At 71.9% G+C, this 25,489-nt stretch carries 21 protein-coding genes; 8 read left to right on the top strand and 13 right to left on the bottom strand.

Annotation, left to right across the window (positions count from 1 at the left end; genetic code table 11):
• Positions 1–139: 139 nt before the first annotated feature.
• Positions 140–1,348, top strand: a complete 1,209-nt coding sequence (locus ABZS42_RS20240; RefSeq protein WP_355147424.1) for a DUF349 domain-containing protein — start codon at positions 140–142, stop codon at positions 1,346–1,348.
• A gap of 177 nt (positions 1,349–1,525) precedes the next feature.
• Here the strand turns inward: ABZS42_RS20240 and miaB are convergent, their stop codons facing one another.
• Positions 1,526–3,004 carry a tRNA (N6-isopentenyl adenosine(37)-C2)-methylthiotransferase MiaB gene (gene miaB, locus ABZS42_RS20235; protein ID WP_355147422.1) on the bottom strand — a complete coding sequence of 493 codons (1,479 nt, stop codon included), beginning with the start codon at positions 3,002–3,004 and terminating at the stop codon, positions 1,526–1,528.
• A 212-nt stretch (positions 3,005–3,216) separates the two neighbouring features.
• On the opposite strand from miaB, the gene ABZS42_RS20230 reads away from it, so the two are divergent.
• Positions 3,217–4,125 carry an alpha/beta hydrolase gene (locus ABZS42_RS20230; RefSeq protein ID WP_355147420.1) on the top strand — a complete coding sequence of 303 codons (909 nt, stop codon included), beginning with the start codon at positions 3,217–3,219 and terminating at the stop codon, positions 4,123–4,125.
• 57 nt (positions 4,126–4,182) lie between these two features.
• On the opposite strand, the gene fxsT is transcribed toward ABZS42_RS20230, so the two are convergent.
• From fxsT to ABZS42_RS20205, 5 genes are read right to left on the bottom strand one after another with little or no spacing between them, the layout of a single operon-like run.
• On the bottom strand, positions 4,183–8,043 hold the full coding sequence (fxsT, locus tag ABZS42_RS20225) for an FxSxx-COOH system tetratricopeptide repeat protein (protein WP_355147418.1): 3,861 nt from the start codon (positions 8,041–8,043) through the stop codon (positions 4,183–4,185).
• Positions 8,040–9,317, bottom strand: coding sequence for a TIR-like protein FxsC (locus ABZS42_RS20220; RefSeq protein ID WP_355147416.1), 1,278 nt, complete (start codon positions 9,315–9,317; stop codon positions 8,040–8,042). Before ABZS42_RS20220 ends, fxsT begins: the two co-directional genes overlap by 4 nt.
• Positions 9,314–9,970, bottom strand: a complete 657-nt coding sequence (locus tag ABZS42_RS20215) for a TIR-like protein FxsC (RefSeq protein ID WP_355147414.1) — start codon at positions 9,968–9,970, stop codon at positions 9,314–9,316. The genes ABZS42_RS20220 and ABZS42_RS20215 overlap by 4 nt, the downstream gene beginning before the upstream one ends.
• A 53-nt stretch (positions 9,971–10,023) precedes the next feature.
• Entirely contained in the window at positions 10,024–10,860 is an 837-nt protein-coding gene (locus ABZS42_RS20210) for an AAC(3) family N-acetyltransferase (RefSeq protein WP_355147412.1), read from the bottom strand.
• Positions 10,844–13,270, bottom strand: coding sequence for an FxsB family cyclophane-forming radical SAM/SPASM peptide maturase (locus ABZS42_RS20205; RefSeq protein ID WP_355147410.1), 2,427 nt, complete (start codon positions 13,268–13,270; stop codon positions 10,844–10,846). Before ABZS42_RS20205 ends, ABZS42_RS20210 begins: the two co-directional genes overlap by 17 nt.
• Before the next feature lie 353 nt (positions 13,271–13,623).
• Here ABZS42_RS20205 and ABZS42_RS20200 point away from each other — a divergent pair, with 353 nt between their 5' ends.
• A complete protein-coding gene (locus tag ABZS42_RS20200) occupies positions 13,624–13,881 on the top strand; it encodes a DUF2277 family protein (RefSeq protein ID WP_355147408.1) in 258 nt (85 codons plus the stop codon).
• A gap of 265 nt (positions 13,882–14,146) precedes the next feature.
• On the opposite strand, the gene ABZS42_RS20195 is transcribed toward ABZS42_RS20200, so the two are convergent.
• Together ABZS42_RS20195 and selD are read right to left on the bottom strand one after the other, a co-directional pair.
• Positions 14,147–14,626, bottom strand: coding sequence for a hypothetical protein (locus ABZS42_RS20195; protein ID WP_355147406.1), 480 nt, complete (start codon positions 14,624–14,626; stop codon positions 14,147–14,149).
• A 244-nt stretch (positions 14,627–14,870) separates the two neighbouring features.
• Positions 14,871–15,860 (bottom strand): selenide, water dikinase SelD, encoded by a 990-nt coding sequence (selD, locus tag ABZS42_RS20190; protein ID WP_355147404.1) that lies wholly within the window; start codon positions 15,858–15,860, stop codon positions 14,871–14,873.
• 196 nt (positions 15,861–16,056) lie between these two features.
• Between selD and ABZS42_RS20185 the strand changes: the two genes are divergently transcribed.
• The 5 genes from ABZS42_RS20185 to ABZS42_RS20165 all read left to right on the top strand — a co-directional run bounded on the left by ABZS42_RS20185 (position 16,057) and on the right by ABZS42_RS20165 (position 19,940).
• Entirely contained in the window at positions 16,057–16,812 is a 756-nt protein-coding gene (locus ABZS42_RS20185) for an amino acid ABC transporter ATP-binding protein (RefSeq protein WP_355147402.1), read from the top strand.
• 55 nt (positions 16,813–16,867) lie between these two features.
• Positions 16,868–17,752: a glutamate ABC transporter substrate-binding protein gene (locus ABZS42_RS20180; protein ID WP_355147400.1), complete on the top strand. Its 885-nt coding sequence runs from the start codon at positions 16,868–16,870 to the stop codon at positions 17,750–17,752.
• Between the two features lie 41 nt (positions 17,753–17,793).
• Positions 17,794–18,501, top strand: coding sequence for an amino acid ABC transporter permease (locus ABZS42_RS20175; RefSeq protein ID WP_355147398.1), 708 nt, complete (start codon positions 17,794–17,796; stop codon positions 18,499–18,501).
• A complete protein-coding gene (locus ABZS42_RS20170; protein WP_355147396.1) occupies positions 18,498–19,466 on the top strand; it encodes an amino acid ABC transporter permease in 969 nt (322 codons plus the stop codon). Before ABZS42_RS20175 ends, ABZS42_RS20170 begins: the two co-directional genes overlap by 4 nt.
• A 120-nt stretch (positions 19,467–19,586) precedes the next feature.
• On the top strand, positions 19,587–19,940 hold the full coding sequence (locus ABZS42_RS20165) for a hypothetical protein (RefSeq protein WP_355147394.1): 354 nt from the start codon (positions 19,587–19,589) through the stop codon (positions 19,938–19,940).
• Here ABZS42_RS20165 and rny read toward each other — a convergent pair.
• The 5 genes from rny to ABZS42_RS20140 all read right to left on the bottom strand — a co-directional run.
• A complete protein-coding gene (gene rny / locus ABZS42_RS20160; RefSeq protein ID WP_355147392.1) occupies positions 19,921–21,684 on the bottom strand; it encodes a ribonuclease Y in 1,764 nt (587 codons plus the stop codon). The genes ABZS42_RS20165 and rny overlap by 20 nt on opposite strands.
• 978 nt (positions 21,685–22,662) lie before the next feature.
• The gene (locus ABZS42_RS20155) at positions 22,663–23,364 is read right to left on the bottom strand and encodes a regulatory protein RecX (RefSeq protein ID WP_355147390.1); all 702 of its coding nucleotides are present in this window, start codon (positions 23,362–23,364) and stop codon (positions 22,663–22,665) included.
• Positions 23,365–23,372: 8 nt separating this feature from the next.
• Positions 23,373–24,419 (bottom strand): recombinase RecA, encoded by a 1,047-nt coding sequence (recA, locus tag ABZS42_RS20150; RefSeq protein WP_355147388.1) that lies wholly within the window; start codon positions 24,417–24,419, stop codon positions 23,373–23,375.
• 183 nt (positions 24,420–24,602) lie between these two features.
• On the bottom strand, positions 24,603–24,803 hold the full coding sequence (locus ABZS42_RS20145) for a DUF3046 domain-containing protein (RefSeq protein WP_355147386.1): 201 nt from the start codon (positions 24,801–24,803) through the stop codon (positions 24,603–24,605).
• Positions 24,804–24,807: 4 nt separating this feature from the next.
• Positions 24,808–25,489 (bottom strand): MFS transporter (locus ABZS42_RS20140; RefSeq protein WP_355147384.1); only part of this gene is annotated, 682 nt, incomplete at its 5' end.

Raw genomic sequence — 25,489 nt, 5'->3', positions numbered from 1 at the left:
CACCGTATGGTCACGGTCGGCGATAGGCGCTCGACGGGGACGGGGTCGTACCTGTGACAATGCCGGGGAGAAACTTGGCTGCGCTGTGGCGGCGATCGGGACACTGCTTCCCCGACGCCGGGAGAACGAGGATGGGCACATGAGCGACTGGACTGCCTTCGGACGGGTGGACGCGGACGGCACCGTGTACGTCAAGACCGCCGAAGGCGAGCGGGTGGTCGGATCCTGGCAGGCAGGAGCACCGGAGGAGGGCCTGGCGCACTTCGCCCGCCGCTTCGCCGACCTGGTGACCGAGGTGGACCTGACTGAGGCCCGGCTCAACTCGGGTGCGGCGGATGCCGGCCACTCACTGAGCACGATCCGCCGGATCCGGGCCTCGCTCGCCGAGGCACACGTGGTCGGCGACATCGACGCGCTGGCCACCCGGCTGGACCGGCTCGCCGGGGTGGCCGAGGAGAAGGCCGGTGAGGCCCGCGCGGCGCGGGACGCGGCGCGTAGCGAGGCGCTGGCCCGCAAGACCGCGCTGGTCGAGGAGGCGGAGAAGCTCGCCGCCGAGTCGACCGGATGGAAGACCGCCGGGGACCGACTCAAGGAGATCCTCGACGAGTGGAAGACCATCCGCGGCGTCGACAAGAAGACCGACGGGGAGCTGTGGAAGCGGTTCGCGGCGGCCCGGGACGGTTTCACCCGCCGCCGGGGCGCCCACTTCGCGTCCCTCGACGCGCAGCGCAAGCAGGCGCAGACGGTCAAGGAGGAGCTGGTCGCCGAGGCTGAGAAGCTCAAGGACTCCAGCGACTGGGCGGCCACCGCCAACCAGCTCAAGGACCTGATGACGCGCTGGAAGGCGGCGCCGCGCGCGTCCAAGGAGGCCGAGCAGCGGCTGTGGGAACGGTTCCGCGCGGCGCAGGACGACTTCTTCACCCGGCGCAGCGAGGTCTTCTCCGCTCGGGACAACGAAATGCGGGGCAACCTGGAACGCAAGCAGGCGCTGCTCGCCGAGGCGGAGGCGCTGGACGTCGACGGTGACCCGAAGGGCGCGCAGGCGAAGCTGCGGGACATCCAGGCACAGTGGCACGAGGCGGGTCGGGTGCCCCGCGAGGCGGCTGCCGGGCTGGAGCGTCGGCTGCGCGCCGTCGACGAGAAGGTCCGCGCGGTGATGGACTCGGCCTGGCGGCGGACCTCCAAGGAGGACAGCCCGCTGCTCGCCCAGATGCGGGCGCAGGTCGCCGAGGCGGAGGAGCGGCTGTCCCGGGCCCAGGCCGCCGGCGACGCGCGCCGGATCCGGGAGGCCGAGCAGGCGCTGGCGTCCAAACGGCAGTTCCTCCAGCTCGCCGAGCAGTCCAGCTGAGCTGACCCCTTTTCCGGCGGCCCCGGTTCCCGCGCGGGAACCGGGGCCGCCGTGCATCCGACGGGCGTGCCCGGCCACAAGATCGCGCTACAAAACGGATGTAGTGCCCTCACGTTGCGGGTGAGAGCACTACATCCCGGTTGCAGTGCGATCTTGCGATGACCGACGCCGGTGTGGTCAGTGCGCGGCGCACCCCGAGGTGGCGGCGGGCGTCGCCGCCGGCGCGCCGACCGTGGGCAGCCCGAGCAGCACCCCCGGCGTACGCGGGGAGCGCCCCGCCTCGAACGCGTCCCCGGCCCTGGTACGCCGGTGAGCCAGCGGCTCGCCGTCGGCGTTCAGGTGGTGCGGGGCGGCGTAGGTGACGGCGGTGTGCACGATGTCACCCGGGCGGATCTGCCCGGCGAGGGATCCCGCGTCGAAGTGCACGAGCCGGCCGTCGCGGGCGCGGCCGGACATGCGCCCGGTGCGCTCGTCCTTGCGTCCCTCGCCGACGGCGACCAGCACCTCGACGTCCTGGCCGACCAGCTTCTTGTTCTCCGCCCAGGTGATCTCCTCGACGCAGGCGATCAGGCGTTCGTAGCGCTCCTGCACCACCTGCTTGGGCAGCTGGCCCTCCATCGTGGCGGCGGGGGTGCCGGGGCGCTTGGAGTACTGGAAGGTGAAGGCCGAGGAGAACCGGGACTCGCGCACCACGTCGAGGGTGCGCTCGAAGTCGGCGTCGGTCTCACCGGGGAAGCCGACGATGATGTCGGTGGTGATCGCCGCGTTCGGCATCGCCGCGCGAACCTTCTCGATGATGCCGAGGTAGCGCTCCGCCCGGTACGACCGGCGCATGGCGCGCAGCACCGCGTCGGAGCCCGACTGCAACGGCATGTGCAGCGAGTGGCAGACGTTCGGCGTCTCGGCCATGGCCGCGATCACGTCGTCGGTGAAGTCCTTCGGGTGCGGGCTGGTGAAACGTACCCGCTCCAGGCCGTCGATCTCGCCGCAGGCGCGCAGCAACTTGCCGAAGGCGAGCCGGTCACCGAACTCCACCCCGTAGGAGTTGACGTTCTGCCCGAGCAGGGTCACCTCCAGCACGCCCTCGTCGACCAGCGCGCGGACCTCGGACAGGATGTCGCCGGGGCGACGGTCCTTCTCCTTGCCGCGCAGCGACGGCACGATGCAGAAGGTGCAGGTGTTGTTGCAGCCCACCGAGATCGACACCCAGCCGGCGTACGTCGACTCGCGGCGGGTGGGCAGCGTCGACGGGAAGACGTCGAGGGATTCCAGGATCTCCACCTCGGCGGCGGCGTTGTGCCGGGCCCGCTCGAGCAGCACCGGCAGCGAGCCGATGTTGTGCGTGCCGAAGACCACGTCCACCCAGGGGGCCTTGCGGACGATGTCGCCGCGGTCCTTCTGGGCCAGGCAGCCGCCGACGGCGATCTGCATCTCCGGGTGCTTGTCCTTGACCGGGCGCAGCCGGCCGAGGTTGCCGTAGAGCCGGTTGTCGGCGTTCTCCCGGACCGCACAGGTGTTGAAGACGACGATGTCGGGGGTCTCGTCGCCCCCGGCGGCGCGCACGTAACCCGCCTGCTCCAACAGGCCGGAGATGCGTTCCGAGTCGTGCACGTTCATCTGGCAGCCGTACGTCACGACGTTGTAGGTCCTAGCCACCTGCTCGGCGCCCCTTTCCTCGGGCTACCAGGGTAGCGGCCCACTCGGCTGACCCGATCGCCCGGCATTGACCCGGCGGCCAATGGCGGGGTCACCCAGCGGGCAGTACGCTGCACAACAGGACGATGTTCTGGGTGGTTTCGGGGGCTTTGCACTCAAGACCGACAGGTGTGCGTTCGGAGAAGCACATGAAAACGCCGCGGGAGGCCACCGTGACGCTAGAGAACGCGGCACAGCACACCGTAGTCACCCGCGACGGGCGACGCCTCGCGGTGGAGACCTCCGGCGCGCCGGACGGCCTCGCGGTCTTCCTTCTGCACGGCACTCCCGGCAGCCGCAGCGGCCCCCGGCCCCGCCCCGTCGTCCTCTACCGCCTGGGCGTGCACCTGATCTGCTACGACCGGCCCGGGTACGGCGACTCGGATCGGCACGAGGGCCGTCGGGTGGCCGACACCGCGGCCGACGTCGCGGCGATCGCCGACGCCTTCGGTATCGACCGGTTCGCACTGGTGGGCCGTTCCGGCGGCGGTCCGCACGCGCTGGCCTGCGCCGCGCTGCTGCCCGACCGGGTGACCCGGGCGGCGGTGCTGGTCGGGCTCGCCCCCGCCGACGCCCCCGACCTCGACTGGTACGGCGGCATGACCGACGAGAACGTCGACGAGCACACCCTCGGTGACGCGGACACCGCCGAACTGCGCGACATGCTCACCGTGCGGGCCAAGGACGTCCAGCGGGACCCGATGACCCTGCTGGAGTTCCTGCGCCCGCAGCTCACCGAGCCGGACATCCGGGTGGTCGACGACGTAGTCATCCGCCGCCTGCTCACCGACATGTACGCCGAGGCGCTGCGGCACGGACCCGAGGGCTGGATCGACGACGTGCTCGCCGTCCACCGGTCCTGGGGCTTCGACCTCGGCGCGATCCGGCTACCCGTCCGCCTGTGGCACGGCGAGCAGGACCGGTTCTCTCCGGTCTCGCACTCCCGATGGCTGGCCGCGCGGATCCCCACCGCCGAGGTCCAGGTCCAGCCCGGCGCCGCGCACTTCGGTGCGGTGGAGATCCTTCCGCAGACCCTCGCCTGGCTGACCACCCCGGCACTGGCGGCGGCCCCGCGGCTCTGACTCCGGTCGGCCGCGGCGCCCTGCGCGACCGACCGGGACGACGAGCAGCGCCGACCGTCAGAACGGGTTCGGGTCGATGACCCGGGCCACCAGCCGACCACCCCGCAGTGTCTGCACGCTGGGATGCTCGTGGCCGATCACGTCGGCCAGCCGATCCACCGCGGCGCCGGCGTCCGCCTCCGGCCCGGTACCGCCGGTCCGGCGGGTGACCACTGCCACGTCGCCGAGGCAGCGCAACGTGTCGGGGTGATCGGCGCCGACGGTCACCACCAACCGTTCGGCGGTGTCCCTCAGCCGTTGCCGCGCCGACTCCCACTCCCCGTCCTCGGCCAGGCAGACCGCGTGGTTGACCTCGGCCGCCAGGGTATGCGGATGTTCCGGGCCGAGGACCTTGCGCAGTTCGTCGGCGGCGTGGGCGGCGGTGGCCCGGGCGGCGGGCAGCTGGCCGAGGGACCGTTCGGCCGCCGACCGGTTGCTCAGCGTGGCCAGCGTGTGCGGGTGCGCCGGGCCGAGACGCAGCACGTCTTCGTACGTCCGGCCGACCGCGACCATCTCGCTGAGTGCCCGGTTCGCGTCGCCGATCGCGAGCAGGTTCGCGGCCCGGCTCGCCCGGCAGGCCACCGTGTCCGGGTTGTTCGAACCGAACCGCTCCTCCAGCCTCCGGTATGCCTCCTCGAAGAGCGGCGTGGCGTCGGCGGGCCGGCCGACGCTGCGCAGCGACACCGCCACGTTGACCTGGGCGGTGAGGGTCAGCAGGTCGTCGACGCCCAACACCTCCAGAAAGCTGTCGTACACCCCGCGCAGTAGCGACACCGCCTTCTCGTACTCGCCGGCCTCCCGCAGGTCGCTGCCGAGCCGCACGGCGGACTGCAGCGTGTACGGGTCGGTGGGGCCGAGGACGGCCCGCCGCCGCTGGTGCACGTCCTCGTCCCACCTGCGGGCCGAGCGGTAGTCGCCCACCAACCGGAACGACACGGCGAGGTTGTTGGCCGCGCTCAACGTCCGGGGGTGCTCCTCGCCGAGCAGGTCGACCCAGGAGGCGTAGGTGGCGCGGTCCCGCTCCAGCGCCTCGGCGTACCGCCCGAGGGCCCGCAGGTCGGCGCCGAGGCTTCCGGCGGTCATCAAGGCGTGCGGGTGGCTCGGACCCAGGCGTCGCTGCTGGTCCTCGAGGACCTGCTTGTCGAGTTCCCAGGCCTCGGCGAACCGGCCCATGGTGCGCAGGATGTTCGCCCGGTTGAAGCGCAGGTGCAGCAGGTGCTGGTCCGGCTCGAACCCGCCGTCTGCCCCGGTGAGCTGCGCCGACCAGATCTCGTCGACGCGCCGGCTGAACTCCTCGGCCTGCGCCAGACCACCGCGCTGCCACAGGTACCGGGCCCGGTCGATGAGCAATTGGCGCACCGACTCCTCCCGGCAGGTCAACGCGTCGGACACCTCCAGGTGCGGCCAGAGCATCCGCAGCCGCGGCCACGTCGTGGGGTCGTCGACGTTCTCGCGGGGCCGGGACGCGGCCAGCACCAGGTGGACCTGGTGGCGCGCCTCGGCGATCTCCTCGGCGTCCATCCGATCCCGGACCACGGCCTGCAACAGCCGGTGCACCTGGATCCGCCCGCCCTGCACGTCCAGCTTCAGCAGCGCCAGCCGGTTGATCTGCTGGACCAGGGCGCCACGCACCAGCCGCTCCGACACCGACGGGTCGTACGGCACCAGCGCGGCCGCCATCTCGTCGCTGTAGATGAGGTCCAGCGCGATCTCCGGTGCCAGCACCGAGCAGAGCTGCAGGAGCCGGTACGCGGCCGGCGCCTGCGCCCGCAACCGGTTGAGGGACAGGTCCCAGGTGGCCTCGACCGACAGGGCGCTGGGCCCGTGCCGCTCGATCAGGCGCAGGTAGTCGGGGATCGGCGTGCCGGTGTCGGCCAGCCAGGCACCGGCCGCGGCGACGGCGATCGGCAGGTCGCCCAACGCCTCGGCGACCCGGTCGGCCTCCTCGCGGCTGATCGCCGGCACCCGCTGGGCGAGGTGCGCGACGCTCTCGGCCCGGTCGAAGACGTCCACCTGGATCGGGTTCGCCCGCTCCCCCCACGCCCGGTTGCGTGAGGTCAACAGCACATGCCCGGGGCCCTGCGGGAGGAACTGCTCGACGTGTTCGAGTTCCTCGGCGTTGTCGAAGACGACCAGCCACCGCTCGTACGGCTCGCCACGGCCAAGGGCCTGCAGCACCGTCTGCACCGTCTCGGGCAGCGCCGGACCGGCTGGCAGGCCGAGGCGGGCGCCCAGATCGGACAGTGCCGTGTCGACGAACTGCGGCGGGTCCGCCACGACCCACCAGACCACGTCGTACGCCGACCGGAACCGGTGCACGTACTCCAGCGCGACCTGCGTCTTACCGACACCACCCATGCCCTGCAGGGCGACGGGGAGCACCACCGCGCTGCCCCCGCTCTGCAGCTGCCGGCGCAGCTCGGCGAGGTCGTCCTCGCGGCCGGTGAACCGGGCGTTGCGGTTGGGGGCGTTGAAGATCAGCGGTTCGGTGCCGGGGAAGCGTGTGGCACCGGCCGGGGCGCCCTGCGCGGCCGGCGGCACCGGCCGGCCCACCAGTCGCAGCACCCGCTCGACCGCCGTCTCCGCGGTCACGTTGACCAGGTGGGCGGAGACCTGTGCGGGGAACTCCGCCAGCGGGCGCAGATCCGCCACGTAGACCGCGAGCGCGGTCGAACCGGTACTCGACTCCCTCGGTGGCAGCCCGCCGGTCGGGGTCGCCAGGTAGGCCGGCGAGATCACGGTCAGCGTCCGCGGGGCCGGGGTGGCCGCCGAACCGACCGCCGCGGCGGGGGAAACGACCTGCATCCCGGCCGCGCTGAGCACCCGCTCCAGCCACTCCGCCCAGACCGCGTCCTCGGGGGCGTGCCGGAGCACGATCTGGTCGTCGACCGCCTCGGCACGTCGGCGGAACCGGGCCTTGCCGCGCTCGCGGACCGACTCGTCCATCACCGGCAGCGCGCTCACCTCGCTGTCGGTGAGGATCCCGGTCAGCGTCTCGAACGCGGACAGCAGCGAGGTCGGCGAGCCGGGCGGGTCGCCGAAGGTGGCGAGTGTCTCCTCGTACGCGTAGAACGGCCGGTACGGCACCTCCACCGCGGCCCAGTAGCGCCGACGCTCCGCCTCGGTCATACCGGTGGGCAGGCCGGCGAAGCGGCGCATCGCCAGCGAGCGACCGGCCTCCGCCTTCTCCTTCTCCGCCTGGTCGACTCGCATCGGCACCGGCAGGATGCGGATGTCGCGGCGGCGGAACCGGTCCCGCACCGAGTGGGCCACCCGGGCCGCACCCTCGATGCCCTGGTCGCTGAGGGTGAAGCAGTCGACGAGGGTGTCCGGCAGGTGCAGGGTGCAGATGTCGGCGACGTCGCTGAGCCCCGTCCGGCTGTCGATGAGCGTGTAGTCGTACTCACGCTTCATGTCGGCGCGCAGCGCCTCGAAGAACTGCGCGCCGCCCAGCCGGTTGTAGAAGTTGTCCCAGTCCAGGCCACTCACCGAAACCGCGTAGTCGCTGTTCTGCCGGCCGGCGGAGAGGAAGTCCAGGCTGCCGCCGTCGGGGAAGTTCCAGCGCAGCGAGAAGGCGTGCCGCCGGACGCGGGCGAACTGCTCGACCCAGCGGTCCGGCCGGTCCACGGTGCGGGTGGTCTCCCACTCGTAGTCGCGGATCATGTCGATGACCCCGCTGGTGCTCTGGATCGCCTCGGCGTCCAGGAACGGATGGAAGAAGCGGTGCAGGCCGGGGGATTCCAGGTCCCAGTCGGCGACCAGCACCCGCCGGCCGTTGGCGGCCAGAATCCAGGCGACGTTCGCCAGCGCCATCGTCCGGCCCGTACCACCCTTGAACGAGTAGAACGTGACGACCTGACCTTCACGATCGTTGCTCATCGGTTCTCTCCGTGGGGACGCGGCGACGCCGGATCGTCGTGGGCGGGCGGCGGGTCGAACGACGCGCCGGGGCGCGGGCGGGGCTCCGGCCCGTGCCGCAGGCTGGGTGGCGGTTCGGCCTCGGGGAACTCCGTCACCGGGCCGTGTTTCAGATACTGACGGCGGGCTTCGGTCACCAGGGCCGGCATGAGGTCCACGAACTCCTGGACGCTCCTGGCCCTCTTGACCTGCGGTACGCCCGCATTCTGCAGCAGGTCGGCGACGGTCTCGGCGTGCCGCGCGGCGTCCTGCGGGTCGTCGCCGTCGGTGACGACGATCGGCACCACCCAGGGGCGCAGATCGCGTACCGCCTCGGCGAGGTTTTCCGCCGCATCGGGGACCGCCGCCACCCACGGATCGATCAGCAGTACGGTGGGCCGGCGCTCCAGCAGGTCGGCCCCGCCCTCGAAGTCGGCGGTGCGGGCCGCCAGCCCCAGCCGCTCGGCGGTACTTGCGACGTACTCGGCCGCCGGCAGCTTCTGCCGACCGCCGAAGGGCCGCCACTGGCGGGCGCTGCTCGCGTACCCGCTCTTCGCCCGGCCTGCCGGCAACCGGCCCCGAGTGGGCGCCAGCACGGCCACCACGAGGTCCGGGTCGGCCGGCGCCGGTCGGGTCACCTCGTCCAGGCCGGGTGCCCGGGACGGACCGAGCGGATGCCGCTCCGCGGCCTCCACGATCCGGTGGGCGAGCCGTCCGAGCAGGCGGTCGTACTGCTCCCGGTAGGCGGCGAGCATGCACAGCGCGCGCAACCCGTTCTCGGCGTACTCGGGAACGTCCCGGCCCAGTTCCAACGCCTCGTCGAGCTCGGAACGGCTCTCCCAGCTCGGGAACGGGATCCACAGCACCGGCAGGACGTGCCCGGCGGTGTCCGGCTTGTCGGCGGCGGCCAGCCGACCGCGGAAGGATTCCTGCTCACCGAGCGCCCAGGGACGCCGGAAGTAGCCCGGCGAGTAGAGCGGTACGAAGACCTCGACGCCGCTCAACGCCTCGGCCAGCGCGGCCTTCCAGTCGGCGTCGGGCGGGATCTGCTGGTCGAAGAAGCCGATCCGCATCCCGGGCACCAGCTCGGCCTGGCGGGCCACCTCCGCCGACAGGTCGGCGAAGAACTGCCCCACCCACACGTCGGCGTCGGCCCGCGCACCCGGTTGCGGGGCCGAGTGGGCGTAGCTGAGGAAGAAGTAGGTCCCCCGGGCCCCCGGCCTCGCCGTCCGCGGCACCGCGCCGGTCCGGCTCACCCCGACTCCTCGGCGAACAGGTTGCGCAGCTCGCTCACGCCCGCCGGCACCAGCGGCTCGACCCGGTACGCCCGATGGATCGCGACGATGCGCTGGGCGAGCCGCCACACCACCGCCCGGTACGCGTTCTCCAACTGCAAGGTCAGCAACCCGTAGACCCCCTCCCGCTGGTACTGGGCCACGATCTCCGCCGGCATCGGGGTGGGCGAGAACCGCTGGATCTCGCGGACCACTTTCGGCAGCCGGGCACCCTCCGTCGGCGACCAGGTGACGGGGACGATCGCCGTCTCGTGCGCCGAGACGTCGTCGCGTCGCCGCTCGATACGCCGGCGCGAGAAGGCGTGCCACTCCATCCCGCACCAGTCGCTGCCCAGCAGCGCGCTGGACAGCAGGGGCACGAAGACCTGGCAGGTCCCGGCGGCGCGCAGCAACTCCGGCGTCCACCGCTCCCCACCGGTCATGGCGGTGTCCATGAAGCCCGGATCGACCCCGGTCTCCGGACCGACGAGCTCGCTGACGTGCCCCGAGAGGTCCTCGTAGAAGCGGAGCAGGTATTCCGAGGGGCCTGCGGCGGCCCGGCGGGCCGGTGAGCGGGAGTGGCTCAGGAAGAACAGCGGGGCCCGCATGCCGGCGGGCATGTCCACTGTGCTCACCCGTGTGCCTCCGCCCCTCCCCGCGCGGCCAAACCATCAGCCTAGTCCCCACGTCAACGCCCCAGCTGTGGTCGATGGGCGCTGAACCAGCCGACCGCGAAGTCCACTGTGTCACGCACCGGCATCAATCGGGCCTCGGCGCTCCCGACCTGACCGTGTCGGACGAAGGGTGCCTCGTCGAGGGCCTGCCCAGCTGCGGGGAAGTCGCTGTCGTCCAGGTCGAGCGCGTCGAAATCCAGGCGTACCCGCCGACCGGCGAGCAGGCGGTAGCAGCTGTAGGGCCGGCGGGGAGGAGGTATCGGCAACCAGTACTCCGCCAGGTGCAACGCCGTACACGCCTGGTAATCCACACCGAGCAGCAGGATCCAGCCGGCGGCCGCGTACAGCCGGCCCAACGGCGACCGCTCTCCCAGGTGACAGTCCAGGTCGTGGCGTTCGGTCAGCTCCCGGGCGCGGGGGCCGAGCGCGGCGAAGGAGGTCTGCGGGTGGTCACTGCGCAGCGCGCCGGGAGTCAACCGGACGTGTTCGGCGAACGCACCCGTGCCCTCCGACGGCGTGCCGGCCCGGTCCCAGCCGGGCATCGCCGCGTGGTAGTCGGCGAGCCGCCTCCCGTCCATCCCCCGGGTCGCCGCCCGGTAGGCCCGCGAGCTCGTCGAGTTGCCGGCGTTCTCGGTCGGTACGAGCAGCGTGCCGGTCGGGCCGAGGACCTCCCGCAGCGCCGACGCCAGAGCCGCCGGGCCGCCCTCAGGCCGGCCGAGCCGTCGCAGCGAGCAGTGCACCAGGACGTCCCGACCGGCGGTCAGGCCGAGCGCCCGCAGGTCGGCGACGAGGCGCGCCGCGTCGACGTGCCCGTGCAGCACTTCGGCGCGGCCGTCAGCCCTGGTCGGCACGGAACTCCTCCAGAGCGTGCCCCATCCGTCCGACGAACCGCTCACCGAGATCGGTGAGCGCCCCGGCCCCGAGCAGGGCGTCGAGGGCTTCGCGGGTCCAGTCCCGGTAGCGCACCAGGTGTCCGCGGGCGAGCTGCGCGTCCGGCCGGTCGGCCGTGGCGCGGGCATGCCAGACCTCGGTCACCGCCAGGTGCGCGTACGCACCCTGGAGCACGCCCTCGACGGGGCGCGGATCGGGCCGCCAGGCCACCGGGATCCGCACCGACGACGCCGGATCGACCAGGTCGTAGAGATCGAGCAGCGCACCGAGTTTGCCGTGCTGCCACTCGTGCACCAGGAGCACGGCCATCGCGTCCGCATCGGGCATCTCGGTCACGGCGATCGCGCCGAAGGCTTGCCGGGCGGTGGCGCTGCGCCAGGGTGCCCCCGGGTCCGGCGCCAACGGCACCACGGCCCGCAAACCGGCGGCGAGCGCGACGCCGTGCGCCGGCACGTCACGGTGGACGGCCAGCCAGGCGCGGGCGAGCGCACCTCCCAGGGCGTCCGCCGCGTCGTCGTCCATCGTCGGCGCCACCGGTTGGCCGTAGCAGTCGCGTTCCGGGTCGACGTCCTCGATGAGGATCGCCGCGTCGGCGACGGGCACGCGACGGACCGGCTGCCACCCGGTCGGCGCCGCACCGGCACCGTCCAGCGGGACCATCCGGGACACCGACCCGACGCGGATGTGCAGCCCGCCCGGGACAGTGCGCACCTCGCCGGCCCGCTCATCGCCGACCGTCAACCGGCCCAGCGCGGGCAGCACCAGCGCACCACCTCGCACCGGTACCTCCACCACCGCCTCGACGCCGGCCCGCACGGCGGCCACGACGGCGAGCGCCGGCAGGAGGTCGACGTCGGGTACGCCGGGCCGGGCCAGCCGACGGACCAGCCAGGGGCGGACGAACGGGTACGTCAGTACGGCACCGACCGCGTCGCCGGCGGTGGCGTCGAGCTCGGCGAGCAGATCCCACGCGGCGCTGCCGCCGGCGGTGTCCCGCCAGGTCCCCAGCAGCGTCCGGGTGATGGAGAGCTGGGTCTGCGCGAGCACGTCCAGCGCCCACCGGTCGCCGTGGCCGCCGGCGATCTCGGCCAGCAGCCGGTCGGTGGCGGGGTCCACGTGCTGGTCCCCGGTCCTCTGGGCGGACCGGGGCGCGGGGATGCCCGGTCGACGCGGCGGCCGGTCGTCGGCGCCGGCCCGAGCCGGGCCGGCGCCCGGGGTTCGAGCGCCGGCCCGGTCGGGCGCTGGGCGGCTTGCCACGGTGGCGATGATCGCCTGGAGGTCGGCGCAGTAGACCGAGGGGTTGTCGAAGCCGGTGCCGGTTCGCCAGCGGTGCGGGTACAACCCGCCGCCACACCGGCTCACCACCGGGCAGGCACGGCAGGTGGCGCAGAGCCCGGTCAGCCCTTCCTGGCGGATCGCCACACCGGGATGGCGGGCGGCCTCGTCGACCGGATGGGCGAAGACGTCCAGGTCGGTACCGGCCGCGCCGTGGAAGGCGACCTTCAACGAGTCGACCTGCTCCCAGCTGCCGTCGGTCTCCACGACGAGCAGGTCGGCCGGGGCGAGTCCGACGGCCTCGGTGCCGCCGCCGTCCCCGGAGGTCAGGGCCTCGAAGAGCCGGATCGGTACGGGCCGCCCGTCGTCCACCCAGCGCCGGTGGATCCGGCCCAGCCAGTCCGCGTACGGAGTGGCCACGCCCGGCGGGCGCCAGGGCGGCCGGTCCCAGGTGGCGTGGGGCAGCAGCAGGTCGAGCCGGGGCGGGTCCTCGGCCAGCAGGGCCGAGTAGACCCGGTCCGGGTCGTTGCGCACGTCTATGGTGCACAGGATGCCCGCGTAGCTGCTGCGGAACTCCGGGCGGCGGAGCAGCGCCAGCGCTCGCCGGGCCTGCGCGTGGCTGCTGCCACCGTGGGCGAAGTTCCGGTGCCGGTCGTTGGCCGCACGGTCACCGTCGAGCGACACCCCGACCTTCACGTCGTACGCCACCAGCAGGCGGCACAGCTCCTCGTCGAGCAGCACACCGTTGGTCTGCATCCGCAGGTCGAGCACGACGCCGGGGGTCAGTGCGGCACGCAGCTCGGCGAGCACCTCGCGCAGCCCCGCCGGACCGAGCAGCAGCGGCTCGCCACCGTGCAGCACCACGTGCACGACGGGGAGGTCGTGTGCCCGGGCGTGCTCGGCGATCCGGGCGGCCGCGGCCCGGACGGTCGATCCGGCCATCCGCACCGGCCTGGCCCGCCAGGTCTGGTCCGCCTCCTGGTAGACGTAGCAGTGATCACAGCTGAGGTCACACCTGCTGTGCACCTTGAGGACGTACTGGCTGATCGGCCGGCAGGGCGCGGCCGGACCGGCGGCACCGCACCGACACGCCATACCTCAGATGGACGAGTTGAACGCGGCGACGGGCACGGTGCCCGGAGGGGTGCCTTGGCCCGGTAGGACGCGCCGCCGGACGAGCGCGAGCACCTCGGGGTGCTCCGCGGCCACCCGACCGAGCGGTGTCCGCAGGCTACGCGTCAGAACGTCGATGGACGGTGGGCTGTGACGAGGGGCTGTCTGGTCCACAATGAGTCTCCGGGGGCCCGGGGCGCGACGGCGCGAGCGGCAGCATGGCTCGAAGGGCTCTGATCCGTGACCAGAATAGACAAGTCTCGACCGCTTGTCACCGTCGGTGCCGCATCGGGCACCAGGTGTGGTGATCCCGGTCGGGCAAGGAGGAGCAGAGCATGTGCCGGAGCATCAAGACCCTGCGGGAGCCGTACGTCCCGGAGGTGACGCCCGCGGACATCGACGCCGCCGCGTTGCAGTACGTCCGGAAGATCTCGGGCTTCCGGACCCCGGCGCCGCACAACGCGGAGGCCTTCCACTCCGCGGTCGCGGCCGTCGCCGCCGCCACCGCCACCGCCACCCTGCTCGACCAGCTCGTGGTGCGCGGCGGACGATCGGGCGGGGCCACCCCCGAGGTCCCGGCCCGACCGGCCTGAGCTCATCCGAGCCTGAGCGGTCCAGGTCTGAGCCCATCCAGCCTGAGCGGTCCGAGCCTGAGCTCATCCGAGCCAGAGCGGTCCAGGTCTGAGCCCATCCAGCCTGAGCCGTCCGAGCCTGAGCCGTCCGGGCCTGAACGGCCGGGGGCCCGAGCCCGCCCGAGTCTGGGCGGTCCCGTCCTGAGCGGTCCGGGCACGGTCGCCGCCGTGCCCGCTGCCGGTCCGCCCAGGACCCGCCCGGGCCAGGAACGGCCGAGCCCGCCCGTCAGGCCGCGGCGAGCGCCGGGGCGACCGTGTCGGGGGCCCACCGTGAACGGTGACACTGCGACCAGCCACGGCAGGCGGGGTCGGCGTCGGTGCAGAGGCGCTGATTGCCGAGCACCTCGCCGTCGTCGGTCTCCCGGACGTCGAAGTGCACCGGACGGATCGTGCCGTCGGGCGCGACCAGCAGGTGCCGACCGGCGTCGAGGGTGTCGTCACGCAGCACGCAGTTGCGATTCAGCAGCCGGGCCAGCGCGGCGATGCTGGCGTGCTCGGAGAGCCGCTCGGGCACCCCGTAGCAGTCCACGATCGTGGCGAACTCGCCCGGCGCCTGCCAGACGTCGCTGATCACCGCGTACGTCGGCAGTCGGGCCGGGTCGGCGATCGCCAGGGGCATCACCACCCGACCGAGCGCCTCCGCCAGCGCCGGGTAGACCTCCACGGGTCGTACCTGGTCGATTCTCCAGTTCCACAGCTCGGTCATGCCGCCTCCTCGCTGCGTTCGTCCCACCGGCCTCCGGATCGGGCCTTACTGACGATGGTGCGGTGCATTTGCCCCCAGCCGGGGGCAAGTTACCGGTCTGTGACCAAACCGGGCAAAAAAACCTCCCAGCCAATAGCTCACAGTGGCGGGAAGATGACAGTTTATCGGGTACGGTGCCGCATCCCGATGCGCCGCACCGGACCGGACGGCGCCGGAACGACGCCGTCCGAACCCGCGACAGGACTCAACGGACGACGACCATGTGCTCGCCACGCGGCAGGAGCTCACCGATCACCGGGGCGCCGGGCAACTCCCCGGCCACCAGCAGGCCGCCCGAGGTCTGCGCGTCGGCGAGCAACAATCTCTCCTCCTCGCCCGCCGCACCGAAGTCCGTCCACGGGGTCACCCAGTCCAGGTTGCGACGGCTCCCGCCGCTGACGTACCCGTCCCGTACCGCCTCGCGGGCGCCCGCGAGGTACGGCACCCGAGCGGCGTCGATCGCCACCGTGAGGCCACTGGCGCGAGCCAGTTTCGAGGCGTGCCCGAGCAGACCGAAGCCGGTCACGTCGGTACCGCAGCGGATCCCGGCGGCGACCGCGGCGCGGGCCGCGTCCCGGTTCAGCGCGCTCATCGAGGCCACCGCCTCGGCGAACACCTCGCCCGTGGCCTTGTGCCGGGTGTTCAGCACCCCGACGCCGAGCGGTTTGGTCAGCGACAACGGCTGCCCCGGCCGGCCCGCCTCCAGCGTGATCAGCTCTTCCGGCCGGACCACCCCGGTGACCGCCAGCCCGTACTTCGGGCCGTCGTCGTCGACGCTGTGCCCGCCGGCGAGATGACAACCGGCCTCGCGGGCCACGTCCTGCCCGCCGCGCAGCACCTCGCGGGCCAGCTCCATCGGCAGTACGTCCCGGGGCCAGCAGAGCAGGTTCAACGCGACCAGCGGGGTGCCCCCCATCGCGTACACATCGGATAGTGCGTTCGCGGCCGCGATGCGCCCCCAGTCGTAGGCGTCGTCGACCACCGGGGTGAAGAAGTCGGCGGTGGCGACCAGGCCCGTCCGCTCGTCGAGGCGGACCACCGCGGCGTCGTCGCCGTGGTCCAGCCCCACCAGCAGGTCGGCGGTCCCGGTCGCGGCGCCGAGGCCCGCCACCATCAACTCGAGCTCACCAGGCGGGATCTTGCATGCGCAGCCGCCACCCCGGGCGTACCGGGTCAGCCGTACCGGTTCGGTCATACCCATATGTTCGTCGCACGGAAAGGTCACCCGCTACCGTCACCGGACAAGTCGCCCGGTCGAAACCGGACACTCGACACCCGCCCCGGTGGGTGTTACCGCTCCGTGACCAACTGGGTTGCGTCCTGCCACAAGTGGCCGCCTACAGTTGCCCAACCAGGGGTCAACCGGCCCCGAGTGGGAGACGACAGGGACGGTGGACGACGTGACGACGGGCGAACCGCTCATCGTGCTGGACTCGGTCAACAAGTGGTTCGGGCCGCTGCACGTGCTCGACGACGTCTCGCTCTCGGTCGGCCGCGGCGAGGTGGTCGTGGTGATCGGCCCGTCCGGCTCCGGCAAGTCGACGTTGTGCAGGACCATCAACCGGCTGGAACCGATCAACTCCGGCACCATCACCTTCGACGGGCAACCCCTGCCGGCCGAGGGCAAGGCCCTCGCCAGGCTGCGCAGCGAGGTTGGCATGGTCTTCCAGTCGTTCAACCTCTTCGCGCACAAGACAATCCTCGAGAACGTGACCCTCGGCCCGATCAAGGTCCGCAAGGAGAAGCCGGCGGCGGCCCGCGAGCGGGCCTTGGCGCTGCTCGACCGGGTCGGCATCGCCAACCAGGCCGACAAGTTCCCGGCCCAGCTCTCCGGCGGCCAGCAGCAGCGGGCCGCGATCGCCCGCGCGCTGGCCATGCAGCCCAAGGCGATGCTCTTCGACGAGCCCACCAGCGCACTCGACCCGGAGATGGTCGGCGAGGTGCTGGACGTCATGACCTCGCTGGCGAGCGACGGCATGACGATGGTCGTGGTCACCCACGAGATGGGCTTCGCGCGGCACGCGGCCAACCGGGTCATCTTCATGGCCGACGGCCAACTGGTGGAGGATGCTCCGCCGGCGGAGTTCTTCGCCAACCCACGCAGCGAGCGGGCCAAGGACTTCCTCTCCAAGATCCTCACGCACTAGGCGTCCAAAGGAGCGCGCCATCCCCCGGCGGGCTTCGTCGAAGAAGGAGAAGAGTATGCGTATGAAGCGCGTGGCGGCGGTCGCGGCGGCCGCGACCCTCGCCCTCGGGCTGGCCGCCTGTGGCGACAACGGGTCCGACGAGGGCACCGGCAGCGGCGGGGAGAGCAAGTCCTTCGCGGCCGGCAGCACGATGGAGCGGCTCAACAAGGCCCAGGCCATCAAGATCGGCACCAAGTTCGACCAGCCCGGCTTCGGCCAGAAGGGCCTGTCGGGCAAGCCGGAGGGCTTCGACGTCGAGGTCGCGAAGATCATCGTCAAGGAGCTCGGCATCCCCGAGGACAAGATCGAGTGGGTCGAGGCCCCCTCGAAGGTCCGCGAGGACGTGATCGTCAACGGCACCGTCGACCTGGTCGCGGCGACCTACACCATCAACGACAAGCGCAAGGAGCGCATCGCGTTCGCCGGGCCGTACTACGAGGCCGGCCAGAACATCATGGTGAAGAAGGACGACGCCGCCATCACCGGGCCGGACTCCTTCGCGGACGGCACCAAGAAGGTCTGCTCGGTCACCGGCTCCACGCCGGCCGAGGAGATCAAGAAGCACGTCAAGGACGTCGCCACCCAGCTGGTGCTCTTCGACACGTACGACAAGTGCCGGGACGCCCTCAAGGGCGGCCAGGTTGACGCGGTGACCACCGACAACGTGATCCTGCTCGGCTACATCGCCAAGGACGAGGCGTCGTTCAAGCTGGCCGGTGCCAACTTCACCAAGGAGCCGTACGGCATCGGTGTGAAGAAGGACGACACCGACTTCCGCAACTTCGTCAACGACACGCTCGAGAAGGCGTACAGCGACGGCAGCTGGAAGAAGGCCTGGGACGACACCGCCGGCAAGTTCGGCGCCGAGCTGGGCAACCCGCCGGCCGTCAACCGTTACTGATCTGACCCGTTGATCCGGAGGGTGGGGAGGAAGTCCGACCCGTGAGTGTGCTCATCGACAAGTTCGACGTCTTCGCGGGGGGCTTCTGGCTCACCCTCCAGATCTGCGTACTGGCCGCGATCGGCGCCCTGATCCTGGGCGCCGTCGTGGCGGTGCTGCGAATCTCGCCCGTACCGCCGCTGCGGGCCGTCGGCACCGCGTACGTGAACATCTTCCGGAACATGCCGCTCACCGTGGTCATGTTCTTCGCGGCCTTCGGCCTGCCGGCGCTCGGGTCCAACGCGGACTTCCTGCGGATCCCCGGGCTCGACTCGATCTTCACCCGGCTCGGCACCGACCTGCCGTACTTCCGCTTCGCGCTGATCGCCCTGGTGCTCTACACCGCGGCGTTCGTCTGCGAGGCGCTGCGCTCGGGCGTCAACGCCGTACCAGCCGGACAGGCCGAGGCCGCCCGGTCACTGGGACTCACCTTCGGCCAGAACCTGCGCTACGTGGTGCTGCCGCAGTCCTGGAAGGCCTCGATCGTGCCACTCGGCTCAGTGATCATCGCGATGATCAAGAACTCCGCGCTGGTCGGCTTCTTCGGCGTGGTCGGTGACCTGTCCCAGACCGCCGACCAGCTCACCTCGGCCGAGGGCTACGCGTTCGTGCCGGTCGCCATCGGCATCTCGATCGGCTACCTGATCATGACCGTTCCCCTCGGCGCTCTCCTCGACCGGATCGAGAAGCGACAGGCGGTGGCCCGATGAGCCAGCAGAGCGTCCTCTACGACGTCCCCGGTCCACGGCAGCGCCGGGTCACCCTGATCAGCAGCCTGGTCGCCACCGTACTGGTGCTGGTCGGCGCGTACTTCCTGATCTACCAGCCGCTGGACGACAAGGGACAGTTCTCGCTGGACCTCTGGGGCCCGCTGATCGACCCCTCCGACGAGAACTTCTCGCTGGTCTGGGAACGGATCGGCACCGGCTTCAAGAACACCCTGATGGCCGCCACGCTGGCCATCCTCTCCTCACTGGTGGTCGGCACCCTGCTGGCGATGCTGCGGATCCAGCTCAAAAGCCTCGCCATGCGCCGCTTCACCGGGCTGGCCACCCCCGTGTCGTACCTGCTACGCGGGCTGACCTGGCTGCTCTCCGCGGTCACCCGGATCTGCGTCGAGGTGTTCCGCGGCCTGCCCGTGGTGATCACGATCTTCTTCGTCGCCCGCGGCTTCCCCGAGTTCGGCGTCACGTTCGACACGCTCTGGTACCTGGTCATCGGCCTGACCATCTACAACTCGGTGGTCATCGCGGAGATCCTCCGCTCCGGCATGGAGGGTCTGCCGGGCGGGCAGTCCGAGGCGGCCGCCGCGATCGGGCTCGCCCCGTGGCAGACCACCCGGATGATCCTGCTGCCGCAGGCGTTCCGGATCATGCTGCCGGCGCTGATCAGCCAGCTGGTCGTGGTCCTGAAGGACACCTCGCTCGGCTTCATCATCAGCTACGAGGAGACGCTCAGCATCGGCAAGCAGATCATCGGCGCACTGGACAACCCCATCCAGGTGTACGTGGTGATCGCGGTGATGTTCATCGTCGTCAACTACACGCTGTCGAAGCTGGCCCAGTACGTCCAGCGCCGGCTCTCGCGGGGCCGGAAGACGGCGGGCACCCCGGCCCAGAACCCTCCCCCAGCCGCGCTCATCTCGCAGGCCGAGGGCGCGGGCGGCGGCGCCTGAGCCCCGCCGCAACGACCACGAAGGGCCGCCCCGACTATTCGGGGCGGCCCTTCGGCCATCTGCTCCCGGCCATCCGCGTCGCGTCGCGGCACGGCGAGCGACCGGGCAGACTCTCGATCGATGAACAACGTCTTCCGGGTCGTCGTCGGGACGGTCGTGGTGCCGTCCACGGCCGGCGCCGTCTACCTGCACGGACTGTGGGCGGGGCACTTCCTCGACCTGCGTGCCACCAGCGTCTACTGCCCCGCCAAGCCGTTGGACTCCACCGCGACCAGCGCCGACTGGATGCCACTGCGGCACCAGTGCCGCTACGCGGACGGCACCACCACTGATCTGGTTCCCGCGTACGTCAACCCGCTGCTGTTCCTCTGTCTGGCCGTCACGGTGAGCTGCACGGCACTCGCCCTGCGGTCCGCCCGCCGCCTGCGCGGCGAGCCCACGAGCGCGAGACCGGTCAACGGGCGATCTCGGTGACCCGGGACTCGCGGACCACCGTCACCCGGATCTGACCGGGGTACGTCAGTTCCTCCTCGATCTGCTTGGCCACGTCCCGGGCCAGCACGGCTGCGCCGATGTCGTCCACGTGCTCCGGCTTCACCATCACCCGGATCTCGCGGCCGGCCTGCATGGCGAAGACCTTCTCCACGCCGCCCTTGCCGGCGGCGATCTCCTCGATCCGCTCCAGGCGCTTGACGTACGCCTCCAGGCTCTCCCGCCGGGCGCCCGGCCGACCGCCGGAACAGGCGTCGGAGGCCTGGGTGAGGACGGCCTCCACGGTCTGCGGCTGCACCTCGTTGTGGTGCGCCTCGATCGCGTGCACCACCTCTTCGCTCTCGCCGTACTTGCGGGCGAGGTCGGCGCCGATGATGGCGTGGCTGCCCTCGACCTCGTGGGTGAGCGCCTTGCCGATGTCGTGCAGGAACGCGGACCGCTTGATGAGCGGCACGTCCAGGCGCAGCTCGGCGGCCATCACGCCGGCGATGTGGGCAGTCTCGACGAGGTGCTTGAGCACGTTCTGCCCGTACGACGTCCGGTAGCGCAACCGGCCCAGCAGAGTGATCAGCTCGGGGTGGATGTCGGTGATGCCGACCTCGACGAGCGCGTCCTCGGCGGCCCGCCGACAGAGCTGCTCGACCTCCTGCCGGGCCAGGTCGTAGACCTCCTCGATCCGGTGCGGGTGGATCCGCCCGTCCAGCACCAACTTCTCCAGGGTGAGCCGCCCGACCTCGCGGCGGACCGGGTCGAAGCAGGAGAGCAGCACCGCCTCGGGGGTGTCGTCGATGATCAGGTTGACCCCGGTCACCGACTCGAAGGCGCGAATGTTGCGCCCCTCCCGGCCGATAATCCGGCCCTTCATCTCGTCCCCGGGCAGGTGCAGCACGCTGACCACGCTCTCCGCGGTCTGCTCGCTGGCCACCCGCTGGATCGCGTCCACCACGATGTGGCGGGCCCGATGCTCGGCGGTACCGCGGGCCTCGGCCTCGATGTCGCGGACCAGCAGCGCCGCCTCCCGCTTGGCCTGCCCCTCGATCGCCTCGATCAGCTCCGCCCGGGCGGCCTCGGCGGTGAGCCCGGCGACCCGCTCCAGTTCGCACCGGCGCTTTGTCTCGGCCTCGGCCAGCTCGGCCTCCCGCTGGTCGAGCGCGGCGGACCGAGCGGCCAGCGCGGCGCTCGCCGCGCTCAGTTGCCGTTCGCGCTCGGCGAGCCGCTCGACCTCCTCGGTGTGCAGGCGCTCCCGCTCGTCCATCCGGGCCGCCCGCCGGTCCACCTCGGCGGCCTGCTCGCGGGTGGTCGCGGCGAGTACCGCCACCTCGCGCTCACCGCCGCGCCGAGCGGCCGTACGCAACTGCTCCGCGTCGGCTTCGGCCTGCTTGTGCGCACGCTCCAGGAGCGTGTCGGCCTCGGCGCGGGCATCGTCGAGCACCCGGCGGGCCTCCGCCCGGGCCGCCTTCGCCTCCGCCTTCGCCGCGGCGGCCTCGGCGCGCGCCGCCGCGGCCGCGGACTTCGCCACGTCGATGGTGCTGTTCGCCTCGTCGGCCGCGCTGCGTAACGCGGCGAGAGACTGCTCCTGCCGATCCTTCTCGGCGATGAAGGCCGGGTCCGCGGTGGGGGTGCTGCGCATCCCGCGCAGTGTCCGCAGGCCGATCGCCAGCGCGCCGATGACCACCAGGATCAGGATCAGGACCAGGACGAGGAGCACCGTGTCGAAGGCGCTCATGCGGGGACTCCGCGCGGACCACTGGTCAACCTGTGCCGTCCCGCCATGGCCGCCTCCCCTGAACGTCGGCGCCGCAGCAACCGTGCCATAGGCACACTCCTGCGGCTCTGGACGCCCGACCGGAGCGACTGGCCGTGGGTAGGTTCCTACACCGGCGGTGCCCGCGAGCATCGCCGGTGGCCGAGTGCAGTTGTCGCGTCAGCCCCGGACCGGCCTGTCCGGAGCTGGCGCATTAGGCCGGCGAGCCGACCAAAAGCGTTGCCGTTCTGTTACGCGATCTATGTTGTGCGCTTAGCCTGCGCTGGTCGGGCAATGTGAGCCTGTATGGCGAGGCTAGGTCGCCGGGGGCACTCCGGTCAAGAACTCATGATCAAACCCCCCGAACGGAGAGAAGTTACCTCGTCACCCAGTGCTGATGCATCTGCGGACATGCCGGGACAAACGCCGCGACGACCGAGGTCGGCGGCCCTTGGTCAACTCGACCTCCATGAAGTCGGGGCATTCCAGCTCGGCTGATGCCCCGACTTCATTGACCTCGAGTTGATCGTGGCCCGTCCGTCCCGGTCGGCCAACTGTCCCCGACCGGGCGGGTCGGGCGGAGGGCCGAAGCGGCCGGACCGAGGACCGGCCCGCCAAGGACCGGGAAACGGACCACGCCGGAGACCGCCACGCCGAGAGCCGGAAGCACCGCAGGTCGGGAGACCGGAGGCGAGGCGGTGGCCGGCCGACCGGCCGGCCGACCGAGGACCGGAAACCGGTCACGCCGGAAAACCGGAGGCGTGGCCGGGGCCGGAGGCGAAGCCGTGGCCGGGGCCGGAGGCGAAGGCGTGGCCGGGGCCGGAGGCGAAGCCGTGGCCGGGGCCGGAGGCGAAGCCGTGGCCGGGGCCGGAGGCGAAGCCGTGGCCGGCCGACCGGCCGGCCGACCGAGGACCGGAAACCGGCCACGCCGGGGCCGGAGGCGAGGCCGTGGCCGGCCGGTCAGTCAGCCGATCGGCCGTCGCGCTCGATCTCGCTCTCGGACTCGGCCAGGGCGTCCGCGTCGATCTGCTCGGCGAACTCGGCGGCCTCGGCGCTCTGGGCGGCGAGTGCGTCCTTCACCGCTCGGATCGCCACGCCCGGCGGGTAGCCCTTGCGGGCCAACATCCCCACCAGCCGACGGAAGACCGCGTTCGGCTCGCCCCGGGCGGTACGCAGCTTCCGATCGACGAGCGCCCGGGCGGTCTCCGCCTCGGTCTCCTCGCTGAGCTCACCGAGCGCCTCGCTCGCGACGTCGCCGTCGACGCCGCGCTGCCGCAGCTCGTTGGCGAGCGCCCGGCGAGCCAGTCCCCGCCCGGTGTGCCGGCTGCTCACCCACGCCCGGGCGAACGCGGCGTCGTCGATGATGCCGACCTCGTCGTAGCGGTCGAGGACCTGAGCGGCCGTCTCCTCGGAGATGCCCCGCTTCGCCAGGGCCCCGGCCAGCTCGGCGCGGGTACGCGGCCGCACGGCGAGCTGCCGCAGGCAGATCTCCCGGGCCACCTCGGCCTCGTCCCGGGGCGGGACGGGGGCGGTGGCCTCCGTCGGGTCAGACTCCTCGGCCCTCCCGCGGTGCCCACGGCGGGGACGAGGCGTGGTGGCGTCGCCCGAGCGCGGTGGGCTGGCATCCCAGCCTCGCCCCGCGCGGGCTCGTCGTCCTGCCACAGGTCAGATCAGAAGTCGACCGGCGGCAGCTCCGGGCCACCGGCGGCGTCACCCGCGCCGACTCCGACGCCGAGCTTCTCGAGGATCTTCTTCTCGATCTCGGCCGCCACGTCCGGGTTCTCCTTGAGGAACTCCCGGGCCTTCTCCTTGCCCTGACCGAGCTGGTCGCCGTCGTAGGTGTACCAGGCGCCGGACTTGCGGATGATCGCCTGCTCCACACCGACGTCGATCAGCGAGCCCTCGCGGGAGATGCCCTTGCCGTACATGATGTCGAACTCGGCCTGCTTGAACGGCGCGGCGACCTTGTTCTTCACGACCTTGACCCGGGTGCGGTTACCAACCACGTCGGTGCCGTCCTTGAGGCTCTCGATGCGGCGGACGTCGAGCCGGACCGAGGCGTAGAACTTCAGCGCCCGACCACCGGTGGTGGTCTCCGGGCTGCCGAACATCACGCCGATCTTCTCGCGGAGCTGGTTGATGAAGATCGCCGTGGTGCCGGTGTTGCTGAGCACACCGGTGATCTTCCGCAGCGCCTGGCTCATCAGCCGGGCCTGGAGACCCACGTGGCTGTCGCCCATCTCACCCTCGATCTCGGCGCGCGGCACTAGCGCCGCCACCGAGTCGATCACGATGATGTCGAGCGCGCCCGAGCGGATCAGCATGTCCGCGATCTCCAGCGCCTGCTCACCGGTGTCGGGCTGGGACACCAGCATCGCGTCGGTGTCGACGCCGAGGGCCTTGGCGTACTCCGGGTCGAGCGCGTGCTCGGCGTCGATGAAGGCCGCGATGCCACCGGCCCGCTGGGCGTTGGCTACCGCATGCAGGGCCACTGTGGTCTTACCGCTGGACTCCGGGCCGTAGATCTCGATGACCCGGCCACGGGGCAGGCCGCCCACACCGAGCGCCACGTCGAGCGCGATGGAGCCGGTCGGGATCACGGCGGTCTGGATGACCGGCCGCTCCCCCAGACGCATCACCGAGCCCTTGCCGAACTGCTTGTCGATCTGAGCGAGAGCAAGGTCGAGTGCCTTCTCCCGGTCAGGCGCTGCCACCATCGTTGCCACCCCTGCCTTCGCCGGCGTCTTTGCTGAGCTTCGCGTCACGCGGACACGCTAGGCGCTGGGTCCGACAGAAAACCAGCCGACGGGCCGCGAGCTGTGGACGAGCACCCCGCTGTGGACAATAGCCGAACAGGTGTACGACTAGGCAAGCGACACGCGGATCGGCAGAGTCGCTGCTCAGCGTAGTCGCGCCGGCACCCGGTCGGGGTAGGCCGCGCAGACCGCCCGCCACACCACGTGCGTCTCCTCACCCGCGGCGAGGGCCTGCTCGATGGTCCGTCCGCCGAGCTGGGCGAGCACCTGGTCGCTGGCGATGCTGGCCGAATAGCCGGGGCCGAAGGCCTCCTCCAGCCGCGCCCAGAAGTCGGTCAGCCGCACGTGATCAGTCCTCCTCATCCGGTGCCCCTGCCGGCACCGGCCGCAACGCTAGCGCCACCAGGGGCACGGTGGCGACCGCGGCGAGCAGGGTCAGGACCGGATAACCGGCGGCCCGCATCACAAACCCGCTGACCGCCGCGGCCACCGCGCCGGCCAGCCCCATCGTCAGGTCGGAGAAGCCCTGCACGCTCGGCCGGATGGCCGCCGGCACCGACTCCGACAGCAGCGTGGAGCCCGCCACCATGGTGCCGGACCAGCCCAACCCGAGCAGGACCAGACCGGCCGAGAGCCGCGGCGTGTGGTGCCCGGCGGTCCCTGCGACCGCGCACGCGGCGAGCAGCAGCACGACGCCGAGGAGGATCACCGCCCGCCGCCCGAGCCGATCGGTGAGCCAGCCCACCACCGGGGAGAGCGCGTACATGCCCGCGATGTGCAGGCTCAGCACGATGCCGACCACCCGCAGCACGTCCGCGTCGCCGTGCGACTCACCGAGCCGCACCGGGGTCATCGACATGACCGCCACCATCACCGTGTGGCCCACCGCCACCGCGGCGATGCCGAGCCGGGCGGCGGGCAGCCCGCGTACCACCTGCCAGGCCGCGCGCATCCCGGCACCGCGCCGGGCGGCCCCGGCCGGTGGGGTGACGGCCCCGGCCGGTGGGGTGACGGCCCCGGCCGGTGGGGTG

The organism is Micromonospora sp. NPDC005367, assembly GCF_040606825.1.
GTDB lineage: Bacteria > Actinomycetota > Actinomycetes > Mycobacteriales > Micromonosporaceae > Micromonospora.
Note: the sequence above shows the minus strand (reverse complement) of the source record. Positions and strands in the feature narration are given on the sequence as shown.